The organism is Bacillus sp. RSS_NA_20, assembly GCF_020165915.1.
Taxonomy (GTDB): domain Bacteria; phylum Bacillota; class Bacilli; order Bacillales; family Bacillaceae; genus Bacillus; species Bacillus altitudinis.
The window spans coordinates 448344-463988 of record NZ_JAIUKW010000003.1 but is presented as its reverse complement, the minus strand read 5'-3'; the positions used below and the strand labels follow the sequence as shown (position 1 = coordinate 463988).

Below are 15645 nucleotides of genomic sequence, written 5' to 3'. Positions count from 1 at the left end.
AGCTAAATGAAGGACACTGTAAGGAAAGGGGTTCAATCACTTGAGAAAATTACCAGCACATGACTTTTTGGACAAACATGGCATCCCATATGAGATCAAAACATTTTCTGCCGAAACAGAAAAAGGAGCAGCAAATGTAGCGGCAGCCCTTGGTTTTCGTGAAAGACAAATGATCAAAACATTGATCTTTGAAACAGGAGAAGGGGAGCAGCTGCTTGTGATGGTTGGCGCTGACCAGCATATTAAGTCAGGGAAACTAAAGAAAGCGGCCGGATCCCGTAATATTAAAATGGCTTCACCGGAGAAGGTTCTTGAAGTGACGGGCTATCGAATTGGTTCGATTCCGCCGTTTTGCTGGCAGCCAGAAGGATTCCGCACGATCATTGAAGCTTCGTTATTGGAGGAAGAGATATTAGGGATTGGAGCAGGAGAATGGGGAAATGAAATCCTCATCACACCAGAACAATTAGTGAAAGCTTCAAAAGCGGTCCCATTTGATCTTGTTCAGCCATCCGAATAGAAAAAGTGCCTGTTGCTGAAGCAGGCACTTTTTTAATTGGAGTCAGGTGCTATAAAGGGTCCGATGTCTTTCATTTGCAGAAAAGCATTCACCGTCCTATTTTCCTCAAGGTCATTCGCCCGTTTGCAGACCACAACAGGTCTGATAATGTCAATTCCTTCGATATACACGCGCCCAATCTCTCCACGTTCTAAGCTGCGCTGAACAGCGTCACGAGGAACAAGGGTGATGCCATAGCCAGCTTTGATCATTTGAATGGCTTCGTGGACACCACTGAATTGTAAATCAACGGTCGGTTTTTTAATTCCTTTAGCGGTAAAAAGGGAAAAAAGCTTGTCTCTCGTCGAACTGCCTTCTTCTCGCATTAAAAAGGGTTCATGGCTTAGGCGTTCTAGGGGGACGGTTAGTCCATTTAACGGGTGATCCACAGGCACGATAAAGTCATAACTTAAATCAGTTAAGTGAGAGGTGTGAAGATCTTCGTGGTGCAGGTCCTCTATTACGGCGATCGCCACATCTGATTGATATTGAAGCAGGCTTTCGATCACTTGAGCGGAGTTTCCGCTTTTTAATTCAATGTCTGTCTGTGGCGATGATGTTTTAAAAGAGGCAAGCCAATCAGGCAGCAAAAAGTTAAGTGGTACATAGGTAGAAGCAATTCTGAGTCTTCCTTTTTTTCCGTTTTGCAGAAGGGTGATCTGATATTCTACTTCTTTTTCCGCCTCGAATACTTGCCGGGCATATGGATACAGGATCTTTCCCATCTCCGTCAGGGTAATTCCCCGGCCGTTTCGTTTGAAAAGACGAAAGCCGATCTCTCGTTCAATGCTTCGTAATTGTGCCGTCACAGCCGGCTGCGTCAAAGACAGCACGTCTGCCGTTTGTGTGACACTTTTTGTTTCGGCTACCTTTGCAAAAATACGGAGGGCATGTAAATTCATCTTTGCACCGCCTATCAATTATTTTGATGATTCAATCAAAAACATTCATTAGATTTATTATAAGGTATCCCTTATCGTAAAGGTAGCGAAGGGGGAAGAAAAAATGGATCGTCGTCAAAAGCAAGTTGTGTCAATTGCGCTCATCACAGCATTTGCTCTTATTGGGGATTCAATGCTCTATATTGTTCTCCCGGTCTATTGGAAAGAGATTGGTTTATCATCCATTTGGGAGGTGGGGTTACTGCTGTCTATCAACCGATTCATTCGTATCCCGCTAGCACCTGTCGTATGGTGGCTTTATCGATATATCCCAATGAAGACCGGTGTACTGATCGCAATTATGATCGCGTCAGTGACCACGATATTATATGGTATGAGTGGATTTTGGCTGCTATTGATTTGCCGCTGTGCATGGGGTCTCGCTTGGACGTTACTCCGTATGAGTGGGATGAGGGTCTTGGCTGAAATGGACGAAGGCTCACAAGGACATTTGACGGGTCTTTATAATGGGCTTTACCGGCTTGGCAGTTTATTTGGCATGTTATTTGGGGGAATCCTTGCCAGCTTGATCGGTTTTCAGTCCATGACGCTTGTCTTTGGCTTACTCACATTAATGGGCTGCATTTTTTATGTATCGTTGGATGAAATTGAAAAGAGAGAAGGCACGCAGGTGTATCATGGCATCAAACAGAAGTGGTTTACACGAGATGTGGTAAAAGTACTGATAACAGGCATGCTGATCGCACTGATCATCCAAGGTTTATTCGCATCCACGCTGAGTCATGTCATTGAAGCAAAGATTGACCAAGATGAATTGACTCTGTTTGGCTTTGTCATCGGAGCTTCGGCTTTAAGCGGTGTTATTCAAGCACTCAGGTGGGGATGGGAACCATTTCTCGCACCGAGAACGGGCAAATGGTTTGATCGTCTTGTGATGAAGGAACGAATGTTATGCTGGATGTTTCTTTCATTTGGAGGGCTCAGTTTTCTGGTAATCATGCTGAAGGTAAGCGGCTGGTTCCTATTGATGCTGCTTTTGATTCAACTAATGGCAACAATTGTCACAACGTTCACCGATACACTTGCCTTTCAAAAAGCTTCTGCTCAAACAGATAAGAACCGCTTTCTCGCCAGCTATTCTTTTGTTCAAGATATGGGGGCTGCTTTAGGACCTTTGTGTGGGTATACGTTGATCCAGTTTTTCGGAACAAACAGCGTCTTTTGGCTGATGCTTATCATAAGTTTAATGCTCGTCAGCATGTGGATAAGAAGCGGGCAGCATGTTTCTTCTAGTGCAGTGTAAAAAATAAAGCGTTATATAAAAAACTGCCTCATGCAGCTAATCGCAGGAGGCAGTCATATTCTCTTATTCTAAGTCTGAATCATAGGCTTTTTGCGTGAGTTGGCTGACGACCTCTTTCAATCCATTGGGTTTATGGAATTCAACAGGTGTGCTTCCTTTTTCAAATACAATTTGATCTGCTTCAACGAGCACGACATATCGATTGTTGACCTTTGCGATATGAATCGAGTGGCCGAAGTCGGCTAAAAGTCCTTTAATTTCTGTTTCGCCTAGACGCATCTTCATCGTGATATCAGGGGTTTGTTCCACAATATGAGAAGCTGCTAGCGTGACCTGTTCTGTATCGAGTGTTTCCCGAATCTCCCGTTTTTCACTTGCTTCCCATATTTCAAGGTCCTCTTCAAATTGTTTTAATTCTTCACTTTCATCCTGAAATGTTTCAAATACATGTTCCTGCACCATATTCATGACCTGTGATTTCATGATTTCAGGCATCGATTCTCCGTATTCGACGAATTTCAGAAAGTCTTCAAAATAACGAGCGTGTGAGGATTGATGAATTTTCACTTCGGCTTCCTCTGTCATGCCTTCTTCTGGCATAAACGGGTATTGAATCGATTTCATGTTTTTTGTTGTAATCGCCATTTCTACTTTTTTGATCAAGGTAGATGTATCAGCAATAGAAGCGACTTTCTGTTCAAAATCGCATTTCATGATAAAGACAAAAGAGTCATCGAAATACTTTTTAGGAACCGCAGATGCAACCAAAAACACGCCGCCTCTGACAGCACTTGTATCTAAATAGGTGCGAACAAATTGTTCACTGCATTCGTTAAATACTTCTTTTGTATCTGCAAATCTCGTCTGATGAAATAAATTGTAGTTTGGATTTGAATCGAGTTCATGCCCGGGTTCTACAATAAATCGGCCAATTTTAGTCGGTACTTGCTCAGACTTAGGGTGTCTGTCCACTTTTCGTTTGACGATTTTTTTAAGCTCACCGTCTAGAAAGTCCTTCAGCTCACTTTGTTCAAATTCTTCTTGGTCTAATGTTTGGTAATGTTTAAACCGTTTATTTGCTTGTTCCTCTTTGCCTTCTATTTCAACGACATAGAATGATAGAAATCGTATCGTAAAATCCACTGATTGGTCACCACTTTTTCTTCTTTGGATATGTTGAGTATAGAAAAAGGAGTGAAAATCGTCAACGAATGGAGAAATATCGTGTCATTATTTCCCGAGAAATGTTTCGTGAAAAACGCTTGATAATAATTATCATTCTTGATAGAATGATAAAAGAAAAGAAGGAACCTGCCAGTTCCTTCATCTCAGAAAATCATGTATTATTTTGTTTCAAATGTTTCGCAATCCGTTTCAGCATTGCGAGTCACGTCAGTCATTGTGCTTTTACCAATTTTAATGGTAGAGGCTGTACAGCTGTTGTCAGCCCAAAAACGGCAAGAGTTCACTTCACAAAGTACATTTTGTGCCATGGGAATTCACCTCCGTGATTCATATTAAGAATGAAGCAAGCTGCCACTTGAGTTCATTCAATCTAGTAGTCTCTTTATCGAAAGAGGCTGTTTGTGCTGTATATGCACATGTTTATCATACCATCTGCCCTGAAAATATACAATTTAAACTTTGAAAGAGCGAGAATGCAAATCTCGCTCTTTTTTGTTTGTAAAAATAGTTAAATGCTAGGTGGCACCCTCTCTTATTCCAACATATGAATAGAGTAGATTCAAAACCTGATGTCGGACAAAGTATAAGGGTACATGTACTGATTTTCCGCATGAAGATAGGGTTTTCAATCAAAAATTTTCATAGAGAGATGAGGGGAGAAGATGAAAGCAGTCATTCTCTGCGGAGGAAAGGGAACGAGAATGAGTGAGGTCACACAAGCGCTTCCTAAACCACTTGCTATGATCGGAGATCGGCCTATTCTATGGCATATTATGAAAATCTATCAGTATTACGGTGTAGACGAGTTTATCTTATTGCTTGGATATAAAGGAGAGAAAATCAAAGAGTATTTTCTCAACTACGACTGGAGGCATCACAGCATGCAGCTGGATATGTCGACAGGAGAAATGAAGCTTTTAGGGAATTCGGAGAACTGGAAAATCACTTTTTTAGATACGGGTGAGAATACGATGACAGGCGGGCGGTTAAAGCAGGTACAGGATTATATTGGTGATGAGACATTTATGATGACGTACGGTGACGGACTTGCCAATATCAATATGTTTCATTTGCTCAAGCGCCATCAAGAGCTTGGAGCAGCTGCCACTGTCACAGGAATTGAAAAGACATCACAGTACGGCACGCTGAAGGTGTATAACGGGATGGCACAATCCTTCTCTGAGAAGACAGACAGTATCGGGATGATCAACGGAGGATTTTTTGTGTTGTCTCCAAAGGTTTTTGATTATTTAACAGATGATGATCAATGCGTCTTTGAAGCAGAGCCTCTTCAAAAGCTGGCGAATGATGGAGAGCTTGCAGTCTATGAGCACCACGGATTTTGGACAGCAATTGATACGTATAAAAACTTGAAAGAAATCAACGGCATGTGGAATGAAGGAAAACAACCATGGAAGGTTTGGTGACAGCATGAGCGGATTTTGGAATGGGAAAAACGTATTTGTGACTGGGTGTACGGGATTGTTAGGGAGTTACCTCGTCAAGGAATTGATAGATCAAGGAGCAAACGTAACAGGGCTTGTACGTGATCAGGTGCCAAGATCGAACTTATATCAAGGCAGTCAATTTGAAAAGATGAATGTCGTCCAAGGCGCACTTGAGGACATGCAAACGATAGAACGTGCGTTAGGAGAATATGAGATTGATACAGTCTTTCATTTGGCTGCCCAAGCGATTGTTGGGGTCGCAAATCGTCACCCGGTCTCTACATTTGAAGCCAATATTTTAGGAACATGGAATGTGCTGGAGGCATGCAGAAGACAGCCGCTTATCAAACGAGTGATTGTGGCATCGAGTGATAAAGCATACGGGGATCAAGAGCAGCTTCCTTATGATGAAGACATGCCGCTTAACGGCAAGCATCCATATGATGTGTCAAAAAGCTGTGCAGATTTAATTTCCCACACGTACTACAACACATATGGTCTTCCGGTTTGTATTACGCGCTGCGGTAATTTATATGGAGGCGGGGATTTGAATTTTAACCGAATCATTCCGCAAACCATCCAGCTTGTGTTAGAGGGAAAGGCGCCAGAAATTAGAAGTGACGGAACCTTTATTCGTGATTATTTCTATATTGAAGATGCGGTCAAGGCTTATTTACTGCTAGCTGAAAAAATGGAGGAAAAAGGGCTTGCAGGAGAAGCCTTTAATTTTAGTAATGAAATTCAGCTGACCGTGCTTGAGCTCGTTGATAAAATCTTAAAGGCAATGAGCAGTGAACTAAAACCTCGTATTTTGAATCAAGGAACGCATGAGATTAAGCATCAATATTTATCAGCAGAAAAGGCGAGAAAGCTGCTTGATTGGAAGCCTGATTACTCCATTGATGAAGGGTTAGAAAAGACAATTGAATGGTATCGCGAATTCTTTCAAAAATAGAGGTGTATACAGATGAACAGCATATATTGTACGGTTCTATCAAGTGGAAGACTTTATCAAGCCATTGCGTTTTTCTTATCGTTGAAGCAAGTAGAAGATGATGCTGTCATCAAGACGTTATGTATGGATGATGCTGCATTTGATTTGCTTCATCAAATGAATTTCCCGCATGTCGATCTTGTTCATGTACGTGAGCTTGAAACGCCAGAGCTGTTAGAGATCAAAAAGGAACGAAATGATTCGGAATATTGCTGGACATTAAAACCGATTTGGATTGAGTGGCTATTTAAGCAGGACCAGGCGGAGGAAGTGACGTATCTTGATGCGGATTTGTTCTTTTATGAGCGTCCACAAGTGATTTTTCAAAATCAGCCTGATGCGTCTGTGCTTCTATCAAGAGGGGATATTGTCATTCCAAGCTTTGATCCAGAGGAAGTGAAGATGCTTCAGAAACTTTTAGGGCGCTATAATTCAGGATTCCTGCATTTTAAAGGAGATGAAGCCGGCCGGAAGTGCCTGAGCTGGTGGAAAGAAGAATGTCTAAAGGAATGCAAAAATGCGCCTGGAGAGGGGAAATTTGGCGATCAAGGGTATTTGGATCATATGCCGATGCTGTTTGAAAAAGTAGAAGATATTCAAACAAAGGGTGTGAATATTGGTCACTGGAATTATGGCCAGCATTCTTATCAGGAAGAGAATGGACGTATTTTGCTTGAGGATGGAAGCCCACTCATTTGCTATCATTTCAGTGGTTTTCGGATCTTAAGCAAAGATGATATGCAGCAAATCCATGAAAAAGGAAGAGATGACTTGCCATTTTTCCAAGAAGCCTATCGGGAAGTGCTGCGTCATGTGATTGAATCGGTAGAACAAGTCAATCCGATGTTTAACGGCTATGCCAAACTGGAGGAGGATGGCGCATGAATGAAAAGCCGAAGGTCAGCGTCATTATTCCGAGTTATAATGCGAAAGAGCGTTTAGAAGGGAGCCTCTTTTCCTTAACGCTTCAGGAAACCGATATTCCATTTGAGGTCATTGTTGCTGATAATGGGTCAACGGACGGCACGATGGAAATGCTCGAAAACATTGAGGTGAACTTTCCATTCAAAAAGGTGCGTATTCCTGTCAATCAAGGAATTGCCAAGGGGCGCAATCATGCCATTCGTGAGGCAGAGGGAGACCTCTTAATATTCCATGACAGCGATATGTTGGCAGAGCCCCAATTTATTCAAAAGCACGCAGAGGCACATGCTGATCATGAGGACCGTGTCATTTGCGGTGTATGCTGGAAGCGAATCTACCGTTATTTTTACACCGGTTTTGATCAAGATCATGTGAAGCGATTAAAAAAACAAGGGCTGTATCAGCGGAAAATGAAAGACAAAACGTCTCTTGTGTCGATGGAGGAAATAAAAAACGGAGCATTTCTAGAGAGAAGCTTCGACTTGCAGTCCGAATTTATTGATATTCTGAAAGACATTTTAAACACGTACGACTATGATTTAAGTTCTTATCAATTGCCGTGGCGATTTTTTATCACAAATAACTCTTCCGTCAAGCGAAAGCATGTCATGGAACTAGGGATGTTTGATGAAAAAATCGTTCGATACGGGTTTGAGGATTATGATTTAGGCATTCGTCTGCATCAGCTTGGCCTCTCATTTGAGCTGCGTGAGGATATTTTAAGTGTGCATCAGGAACATCCAAGTAATTTAACGTCATTCGATGACATCAAATATAACATTTTGTATATGTGCGAGAAGTACAACAATATTGATTCGATTGATGTTCATTTGGCTTTCTCTGGACCATTTTCTCATACCGTGACAAATGATATCGTGAAAGACATTCGCCAGCTGCGTAAGAATGCAGCATATGATGATCTGCTCGCTTATTTTTTGGAGCTGCTTCATATGATCACAGAGCGGAATGTGGGCATTAAACGTGATCAAAAGGACGTGCTGACGGCAAAGCATTTCCCTTTGAAAAAGCTGTCAGAGACGGCCAAACTTGCCAAGCAGGAACATGGATGCACGGTGCTGGCAGAAGCCATTCAAGGGCTCACAAAAGAGCTGCTGCATGTTGACTTGTTCCAAGTGGATGTGTTGTAGATGGCATCCTATCATTTCACAACCATTGTGTCGAATACCCATGTATTTAAGCTGCTGGCGCTGATTCATTCACTTGAACAGACGGCTCAATCATACAAACTTTCTGTCTTATGTGCTGATCCTTTGGCTTACAAGGTGTTAAGTCAATTTCCTCATCCACATGTCCAATATGAACAGCTTGAAGATGTGGAAGATGATTCGCTGCGAAAAGCAAAGGCGGATCGTACGTTCCACGAGTATTGTTGGACGCTTAAGCCTGCGTTTCTACTCAAAATTCTTGAGTCCTCTGATGCAGATTATCTCGCTCATTTGGATACGGATTTGTATTTTTATCATGATCCAGAGGCGATATTTGCAGAAAATCCACTCGCTCATGTATTTTTGACAGATCATATGAATTCCAAGCGATTCTATCACTTTTATGAATTATCCGGCCGTTTTAATACTGGGTTTGTAGGCTGTCGAAACACAGATGTGGCCAAACGGGCTGTGACGCAGTGGAAAGAGAACTGCATTGCGCACTGTACAGTAGAAATGGATACGGAAAAAAAGACATATGGTGATCAGCGGTATGTTGAAAGATGGGTCGATGATTTTGAGGGTGTCCATGTGGTGGCATCTAAAGGTGCCAATGCAGCGATTTGGAATATTGAAAACTATAAGCTCTCCGTTGTGAAAGGAGATATGTATCTCGACGAATGTCCACTGCTGTTCTATCATTTTTCTGCCTTTACGATCATTGATGAAAAGAACTTTAATCTGAATTGGTATTACTATATGACAGAACACACTCTTGTGGATCATTTGTATATTCCGTATGCGGATTTGATTCATCTGAAAATTAAACAGGTGCAAAAGGTCTTTCCAGACTTTCAGCAGGGGTTTATTGCAAAGAAGCATGTTCCTGACACGCATTTTTATGAGATATGAAAAAACCGCTCATTTATTGAGCGGTTTTTACCTTTTATGATTCATTCCATTTCGCTATGGTCTGATCGCTTGGCAGTAAGAAGGCTAGGATGCCTAATATCGGTAAAAAGGCGACACCGATCATGGTAGGCGTTAAACCGACTGCATCAATTAATGAGCCGAGGGCAACGGATCCAATCGCTCCCATACCAAACGCAAGTCCAACAGTTAAACCAGACATTGTGCCAATTTTCCCGGGAAATAGTTCTTGGGCATAGACCACGGTGACAGAGAAGCTTGAGGTCAGAATGATCCCAATGAGTCCAAGTAAAACATAAGCAACAACCGGTCCGGCAAATGGGAGAAGTAGGGCAAGCGGAAAGGATGCCAATAAAGAAATTAAAATGACGGTTTTCTTGCCGAAGCGGTCTGCAAGCGGCCCGCCTAAAAATGTCCCAATCGCACCCAATATAAGAAATAAGAAAATATAAGTTTGTGATTCTTTAATCGTCAAACCATATTGCTCAATCGCATAAAACGCATAGAAATTCGAGATCGCATTTCCATACCAAGAACGCGCGAAAATAAGAAAGACGATAATGCCAAGTGCTGTGAGCGCTGACTTGCGGTGAAGTTCAGATCTTGCTGCTTTTGCAGGCGCTTTTTTCGCTTGTGCTCGAATGGTTTGAAGCTTTCTTGCGTACCATCTCGAAATATAAAGAAGGAAACCGACAGCAATCATTCCAACAATCGTAAACCAAGCCACACCTGGCTGACCGAGAGGGACGAGCATGAATGCAGCGATTAGTGGAGCAAAGGCTTGACCTGTATTTCCGCCGACTTGATAGATGGATTGAGCAAGACCCCGTCTAGGACCAGCTGCCATGTTGGCAACCCGTGAGCCCTCTGGATGGAAAATCGCAGAGCCGAGTCCAATAAAGACGACGCACAGTAGGATGGTCGCAAATGATGGCGCAAACGCAAGGCCGAAAATGCCGACAGCACTTGAAAATAATGCAATAGGCAGTGCATAGGGCATCGGCCGTTTATCTGTGTACCACCCGATCGCAGGCTGCATGACGGAGGAGACCATATTTAATGTAAAGGCGATTAGCCCTAATTGAGTAAAGGTCAGCCCCATTGAGCGTTCTAAAATAGGGAACATGGCAGGAATCACAGCTTGCAATGTGTCGTTGAGCATATGGCAAATACCAATAATCAATAAAATAGGATAAACCGTTGAACCGGTGACCGCTTTTTGAGGTTTATCCTTTGTTTGAGCAGCAATAGCCAATGAGACTTCCTCCTTTCATTCAACTTGTTTCTTTTTTCATTCTCCTCATTTTATTCATAAGGTGAACTATAAAACAATAGCAAATTGTCATGATTTAGAAAAAAAGAGACACATGCGCTTGATGGAGCATGTGTCTCTAAAGGGTTATTTATAGAAAGAAGCGATGACAGGCTTCATTTTTTGAATGACAAGTCCACTGCCTCCACGGTTTTTCACACCTTCAATCATGCCGACGAGGACATAATCTTCTTTTTTAGGATTAAACGCAAGTAAAAATCCATTTTCAGTACCGTCTGTCGCACCTTGTTTGCTCTTTAGTTCCGCTGTTCCCGTTTTAGCGGCTATATCAGCCCCTTTTATTTGCAACGAGTGAGCGGTTCCGTTTGAATTGGTGACGACTTGAGTGAGTGCGTCCTTCACCGTATTTGCTGTATCTTCTTTGATGATCTGTTTTGGTGATGCTGTTTTTTCATCCTGAATGACTCGAGGGTACACAAGCTTTCCTCCTGTTGCAAATGGAGAATAGGCATGTACTTGTTCAATTGGTGACATGAGTAATTCTCCTTGGCCATATGCTGAGTCGGCAAGTAAGATGTCTGATTTGATTCCGTCGTTAGACACTTGTGCCGGTTTCATTGTAAACGGCATGTTTAAATCATCACCAAATCCAAATGTTTTCACTTTTTTCTCGTAAGTATCTTTGCCGATTTCAAGGGCTTCCTGTCCAAAATAAATATTATCTGAGTACACGAGGGCATCGACCATATTGACTTGTTCTTTGTCATGTACCCGTGTAATGCGATAATTTCCCCAAGATTGATCCTTCTGCCATTTCAGTCCATGAATGGTGCGTACTTTATTAGGTTTTGTGACACCTGTTTCCAGTCCAATCGCTGCTGTAATGGTTTTGAATGTAGATCCTGGTGCATATCTGCTCGCATATCGAGCTTGGAATGGAAGATCGGGATTTTCACTGTATGCTTGATATTGTTTAGGCGTGATCCCGTTGGTCATTAAATTGACATCGTAAGAAGGGGTGCTAACAAGCGCTAATAAATCACCTGATGATGGGTTCATAATGGTGACAGCCCCTTTTTCACCTTTCAGCTGTTGATAGGCTTTTTTCTGTAAAGATGCATCAATGGTCAGCTTGACTGTTTTTCCGTCTTTTCGGTCTGTTTTTTGTAATGTTTCTTCAATACCTGTTTCATCATGGATAATGAGGATGCTTCCGCCATCTTGTCCTCTTAAGTTCTTGTCAAATGTGAATTCAAGGCCGGTTTTGCCGATGATTTGATCCGCCTTTAAAGCTGGATTTCTTTTGATATCATCCGCATTTGCTTTTCCCACATAGCCTGTCAGATGAGCAGCGGCTTCGTTATATGGATAGTAGCGCATTTCCTTCGTTTGATAGGTGACGCCATTTATGTCTTTTGGAATCGGCTTTTGCTCTAACATAGACTTTAGCGGGACAAATGTGTCATCTGTAACCCATGCTTGTTTCAGCTGATTTTGAATCAGCTCTTCATCTATATCAAAAGCGCTGCTGATTTTTTTGATGTTGCTTTCTTTTTCCGTGCCTGTCCCGAGTTTTCCAGGGATGATGCCAAGTGCGTGTCCACCAGTTGTTTCGGCTAACGTGCGCCCTTTTCGATCTACAATATTTCCGCGTACCGCAGGATCCGTTGTCACTTTGATGGTGTCACCCGTTTCCATTTGCGGGAAGATGAGATTTGGTTTCCAGTCTACTTTCCACTCGTTATCCTCTTCGGAGAGAACGCCCTTGTAAGAGAGTTTGTTCAGTTTTCCAAGTGACGTTTTCATCGTGACTTCATAGGTGAATTGATACCCATTTCCTTTGTCCTGTTTTTCTACGTTGACGTTTGAGACGTTTAGATCACTTGCACCAATGCCGCTAAAGATCTTATCGTATTTTTCGGCAAGTTGTTTTTTAGAAAAGTCACTGGCTTTCAGAGAGCCACTTGTGACCTCATCTGCCAGTTTCGTGAATTCTTTTTTCTCCAGATGTTTCGTAAAGGATTCAGCGGCTTTCAGCGCCTCTTTTTCTTTTGAGAAAAGCGAATCTTTTAAGAAAAAGAGAGCAGCAGCAATCACGATGATGCTAAGAAGGGGAATGATGACTTTTTTCTGTTTCCAAAATGATTTTCGTTGATCTGTATACAATGAAAACACCTCAATTTTTGATTAGATCCTCTATAGTTTACAGTTACTGTGTAGGATTTGTATAGTTTCTCCTATGAAAATAGACCAAGACATGAAGTGGAAATATGAAGCAAGACACAGCTGCTGCTTAAGGATATCTTCATTTTTTCTTATGATTTAAAGGATTTTTTATGTGATCATCGAATGTGAAAAATTAGAAAAATTTTAAAAGCGTTTTCATGAAGGGGGAATTGTGATCGTTTATAAAAAAGTGAATCTAACTGGACTTGTTCTTGGACCGATCTTCTTTTTGCCTATTTTTTTGCTCATTCCAGAAAGTGAATTGACCTATGCAGCGAGAGTGGTACTTGGCATTACAGCATGGACTGCGACATGGTGGGTCACAGAAGCTTTGCCTATACCGGCGACCTCTTTATTGCCCATCATCCTTTTGCCAACACTTGGTGGGCTATCGATGGAGCAAACATCAAGAGCTTATGGAGATCCGATTGTTTTTATGTACATGGGTGGATTTATGATTGCCATTGCCATTGAAAAATGGAATTTACATAGAAGAATGGCTTTACATATTTTAAACATCATTGGCACAAGAAGTGACCGCATTGTATTAGGGGTTATGATAGCAACGGCTTTTCTATCTATGTGGATTTCGAATGCAGCCACAGCACTGATGATGCTGCCTGTGGCACTGGCTGTGATTAAAGAGGTGAAGGCGAACGATATTTTGTCTGGTGCATCTCTTGACCGATTCAGTAAAAGCATCCTATTATCGGTCGCTTATTCAGCCTCTATTGGCGGACTGGCGACACTCGTTGGGTCTGTGCCAAATGCTGTTTTTGCGGCGATGTCAAAAAAGCTGTTAGATCGAGAAATTATGTTTTTTGAATGGTTTTTGTTTGGTTTTCCGGTGGCGGCTGTTCTGCTCATTCTCTTATTTCTGTATTTGACCAAGATACAATTCAAGGTAGAGCACACAGGGGAAATGGGAGCAGTGTTTATACGGAAGGGTTTAGAGGATTTAGGCAAAATGAAACAAGAAGAAAAATGGGTTTTTGCTATTTTTCTTATGACGGCTTTTTTATGGATCTTTAAAATCTTTTTGTTTGGCGGGCTTCCTGTCTCGGATACGTCGATCGCAATCTTTGGGGCGATGCTGTTATTTCTCATTCCAGCGACAAATGGAGAGAGAATACTAGAATGGCAGGATATGAAACAGCTGCCATGGGGGCTTTTGCTTTTGTTTGGAGGCGGGCTTTCGCTCGCTACAGGATTTGCGGAAACGAATCTAACAGGATGGATCGGGGAAAATTTACAGCATTTAAATGGGCTGTCTTACCTCATGCTGCTGATTATTTTAACGGCTTCAATTTTATTTATGACCGAAATTATGTCTAATACAGCAGTTGCGAACATGATCATTCCGATTACAGTAGGGCTTGGACTTGCAATTGGCATGGAGCCGTACGGCTTAATGGCTGCGGCTGCGTTAGCATCTTCATGTGCATTTATGCTGCCAATCTCCACACCGCCAAATGCGGCTGTCTTTAGTGCGGACGTGCTGAAAATATCTGATATGGTCAAGGCTGGCTTTTGGTTAAATGTGATCAGTATTGTAGCGATTGTGCTTGCGGTTTATTTTTGGCTTCCGGTCGTTCTGAGATGAAGACTTTGATCGAATGGAGACTTTTGGTGTTTTTGTTTCTTTTGGCTTCGGTACTGAAGCTGCCTTTTTGAGGTGCGGGTCCTTTGGCGTGTAATAGGTGGCTCCAATGTTGAGTCTGCCTTTAAGCTGATCAATGGAAAGCTCACCAAACTCTAAATGGTAGTCAATTTTGTCCACATGCAGTGATTCAATATGAATGTGCGTATCCTCCGAGACAGGCGGAGCAGGTGCAGACATTTTTTGCTCAAGAGCGGTGAGTCTTTTTTCCAGCTCGACGACAGATGGGGATGGACTGGATTCAGTTTTTTTAAAGAGTGATTGAATGAAATGTTTCAAATGGACCACAACCTTTTCTTTCGCCTTGCTCTAGTCTATGGAAAAGCTACCCAGTATATACTTATAGAGATACATGAAAGGGGAGAAGGGCATGCTGCCTACACGCATTCAGATTACCCATATGAAGACGAATACGATTGGTACAGGGTCCTCGATGACATTCGGTTCGACGATCGTACGAAATCACTGCTCGACGATCAAAAGAAACAATGGTTTTGGTGAACAAAATGCCGATGGCGTGATCACGATCTTGCCAATTGAAACGATTGATGATCGTGATCTAATAGACGCAGTCAGTATTAATATTCGTCATCTATGATAATCGCAGTTGCTTTTCCTTCATCCTTTTGCAGGCGAATGTATAGCACGCCGTCTTTAAAGGCCGCATTCATTTGACCAAGAATCATATCTGGGAGCCGAATTTTTCTTTCAAACGGACCATACTTTCCTTGTTTTTGGCGAAAATCCTGTTCGTTAAAAAAGGAAAAACGCTGTCCTTTTACAACTAAATATTCACCATATGACAGCACCTGAACATCTTCCTTCCGGTAGCCAGGCAAATAAATTAAGTACTGAAATTCAGTAGGGGTTTCCACAATGTCGACTGGTGGAAACGATGCATCTGTTCCTCGCTGATCTTGCTGCGAGAATGTAAATGGAGACGGACCATTTGCCATAAAGGGAGATCTTTGCTCATCATCGAATATCATTTTCCAAAAATCATCTCCATGCATTTGCTGGGCAATGTCCATCCACTGCTTCATTTTTTCGAAGTCCATGTGAAGACCTCCTGTTA

General features: G+C 42.1%; 16 protein-coding genes. 9 read left to right on the top strand and 7 right to left on the bottom strand.

All coding sequences use genetic code 11. The annotated features are described in order from the left end of the window. Positions 1-40: 40 nt before the first annotated feature. Positions 41-520: an aminoacyl-tRNA deacylase gene (locus tag LCD32_RS02555; RefSeq protein ID WP_224562678.1), complete on the top strand. Its 480-nt coding sequence runs from the start codon at positions 41-43 to the stop codon at positions 518-520. A 32-nt stretch (positions 521-552) separates the two neighbouring features. Here LCD32_RS02555 and LCD32_RS02550 read toward each other — a convergent pair whose 3' ends face one another. Beyond that, positions 553-1461: a LysR family transcriptional regulator gene (locus tag LCD32_RS02550; protein WP_060780854.1), complete on the bottom strand. Its 909-nt coding sequence runs from the start codon at positions 1459-1461 to the stop codon at positions 553-555. A gap of 103 nt (positions 1462-1564) precedes the next feature. Between LCD32_RS02550 and LCD32_RS02545 the strand changes: the two genes are divergently transcribed. After that, the gene (locus LCD32_RS02545; protein ID WP_060780855.1) at positions 1565-2764 is read left to right on the top strand and encodes an MFS transporter; all 1200 of its coding nucleotides are present in this window, start codon (positions 1565-1567) and stop codon (positions 2762-2764) included. Between the two features lie 63 nt (positions 2765-2827). Here LCD32_RS02545 and LCD32_RS02540 read toward each other — a convergent pair whose 3' ends face one another. Both LCD32_RS02540 and LCD32_RS02535 read right to left on the bottom strand, forming a co-directional pair. Continuing rightward, positions 2828-3907: a DUF3900 domain-containing protein gene (locus tag LCD32_RS02540; RefSeq protein ID WP_017360425.1), complete on the bottom strand. Its 1080-nt coding sequence runs from the start codon at positions 3905-3907 to the stop codon at positions 2828-2830. A 200-nt stretch (positions 3908-4107) separates the two neighbouring features. Continuing rightward, complete coding sequence (locus LCD32_RS02535) at positions 4108-4257, bottom strand: DUF1540 domain-containing protein (RefSeq protein ID WP_008344201.1); 150 nt, start codon at positions 4255-4257, stop codon at positions 4108-4110. A gap of 354 nt (positions 4258-4611) precedes the next feature. On the opposite strand from LCD32_RS02535, the gene rfbF reads away from it, so the two are divergent. Genes rfbF through LCD32_RS02510 form a run of 5 tightly spaced genes read left to right on the top strand, consistent with a single transcriptional unit; the run spans position 4612 to position 9393 of the window. Next, positions 4612-5376: a glucose-1-phosphate cytidylyltransferase gene (gene rfbF, locus LCD32_RS02530; protein ID WP_060780856.1), complete on the top strand. Its 765-nt coding sequence runs from the start codon at positions 4612-4614 to the stop codon at positions 5374-5376. A gap of 4 nt (positions 5377-5380) precedes the next feature. Next, positions 5381-6352, top strand: a complete 972-nt coding sequence (locus tag LCD32_RS02525) for a GDP-mannose 4,6-dehydratase (RefSeq protein ID WP_039956184.1) — start codon at positions 5381-5383, stop codon at positions 6350-6352. Positions 6353-6364: 12 nt separating this feature from the next. Further along, positions 6365-7276 carry a putative nucleotide-diphospho-sugar transferase gene (locus LCD32_RS02520; RefSeq protein WP_060780857.1) on the top strand — a complete coding sequence of 304 codons (912 nt, stop codon included), beginning with the start codon at positions 6365-6367 and terminating at the stop codon, positions 7274-7276. Next, positions 7273-8463, top strand: coding sequence for a glycosyltransferase family 2 protein (locus tag LCD32_RS02515; RefSeq protein WP_060780858.1), 1191 nt, complete (start codon positions 7273-7275; stop codon positions 8461-8463). The genes LCD32_RS02520 and LCD32_RS02515 overlap by 4 nt, the downstream gene beginning before the upstream one ends. Further along, complete coding sequence (locus LCD32_RS02510; RefSeq protein ID WP_060780859.1) at positions 8464-9393, top strand: putative nucleotide-diphospho-sugar transferase; 930 nt, start codon at positions 8464-8466, stop codon at positions 9391-9393. It abuts the gene before it with no gap. 34 nt (positions 9394-9427) lie between these two features. Here the strand turns inward: LCD32_RS02510 and LCD32_RS02505 are convergent, their stop codons facing one another. Next, positions 9428-10666, bottom strand: coding sequence for an MFS transporter (locus LCD32_RS02505; protein ID WP_017360419.1), 1239 nt, complete (start codon positions 10664-10666; stop codon positions 9428-9430). A gap of 144 nt (positions 10667-10810) precedes the next feature. Then, entirely contained in the window at positions 10811-12850 is a 2040-nt protein-coding gene (locus tag LCD32_RS02500; protein ID WP_060780860.1) for a penicillin-binding transpeptidase domain-containing protein, read from the bottom strand. A 232-nt stretch (positions 12851-13082) separates the two neighbouring features. Between LCD32_RS02500 and LCD32_RS02495 the strand changes: the two genes are divergently transcribed. Further along, on the top strand, positions 13083-14513 hold the full coding sequence (locus LCD32_RS02495) for an SLC13 family permease (RefSeq protein WP_060780861.1): 1431 nt from the start codon (positions 13083-13085) through the stop codon (positions 14511-14513). Here the strand turns inward: LCD32_RS02495 and LCD32_RS02490 are convergent. Further along, positions 14445-14858, bottom strand: a complete 414-nt coding sequence (locus LCD32_RS02490) for a hypothetical protein (protein ID WP_224562676.1) — start codon at positions 14856-14858, stop codon at positions 14445-14447. The genes LCD32_RS02495 and LCD32_RS02490 overlap by 69 nt on opposite strands. A gap of 82 nt (positions 14859-14940) precedes the next feature. Here LCD32_RS02490 and LCD32_RS02485 point away from each other — a divergent pair, with 82 nt between their 5' ends. Further along, positions 14941-15168 (top strand): hypothetical protein, encoded by a 228-nt coding sequence (locus LCD32_RS02485; RefSeq protein ID WP_017360415.1) that lies wholly within the window; start codon positions 14941-14943, stop codon positions 15166-15168. On the opposite strand, the gene LCD32_RS02480 is transcribed toward LCD32_RS02485, so the two are convergent. Continuing rightward, positions 15149-15628, bottom strand: coding sequence for an Hsp20/alpha crystallin family protein (locus LCD32_RS02480; RefSeq protein ID WP_008344182.1), 480 nt, complete (start codon positions 15626-15628; stop codon positions 15149-15151). The two genes, LCD32_RS02485 and LCD32_RS02480, sit on opposite strands and share 20 nt — an antisense overlap. Positions 15629-15645: the final 17 nt, after the last annotated feature.

Coding starts and splice junctions, on each gene's coding strand:
- LCD32_RS02520 (WP_060780857.1), top strand. CDS start 6,365: ATGAACAGCATATATTGTACGGTTCTATCAAGTGGAAGACTTTATCAA.
- LCD32_RS02485 (WP_017360415.1), top strand. CDS start 14,941: ATGCTGCCTACACGCATTCAGATTACCCATATGAAGACGAATACGATT.
- LCD32_RS02550 (WP_060780854.1), bottom strand. CDS start 1,461: ATGAATTTACATGCCCTCCGTATTTTTGCAAAGGTAGCCGAAACAAAA.
- rfbF (WP_060780856.1), top strand. CDS start 4,612: ATGAAAGCAGTCATTCTCTGCGGAGGAAAGGGAACGAGAATGAGTGAG.
- LCD32_RS02535 (WP_008344201.1), bottom strand. CDS start 4,257: ATGGCACAAAATGTACTTTGTGAAGTGAACTCTTGCCGTTTTTGGGCT.
- LCD32_RS02510 (WP_060780859.1), top strand. CDS start 8,464: ATGGCATCCTATCATTTCACAACCATTGTGTCGAATACCCATGTATTT.
- LCD32_RS02515 (WP_060780858.1), top strand. CDS start 7,273: ATGAATGAAAAGCCGAAGGTCAGCGTCATTATTCCGAGTTATAATGCG.
- LCD32_RS02525 (WP_039956184.1), top strand. CDS start 5,381: ATGAGCGGATTTTGGAATGGGAAAAACGTATTTGTGACTGGGTGTACG.
- LCD32_RS02545 (WP_060780855.1), top strand. CDS start 1,565: ATGGATCGTCGTCAAAAGCAAGTTGTGTCAATTGCGCTCATCACAGCA.
- LCD32_RS02480 (WP_008344182.1), bottom strand. CDS start 15,628: ATGGACTTCGAAAAAATGAAGCAGTGGATGGACATTGCCCAGCAAATG.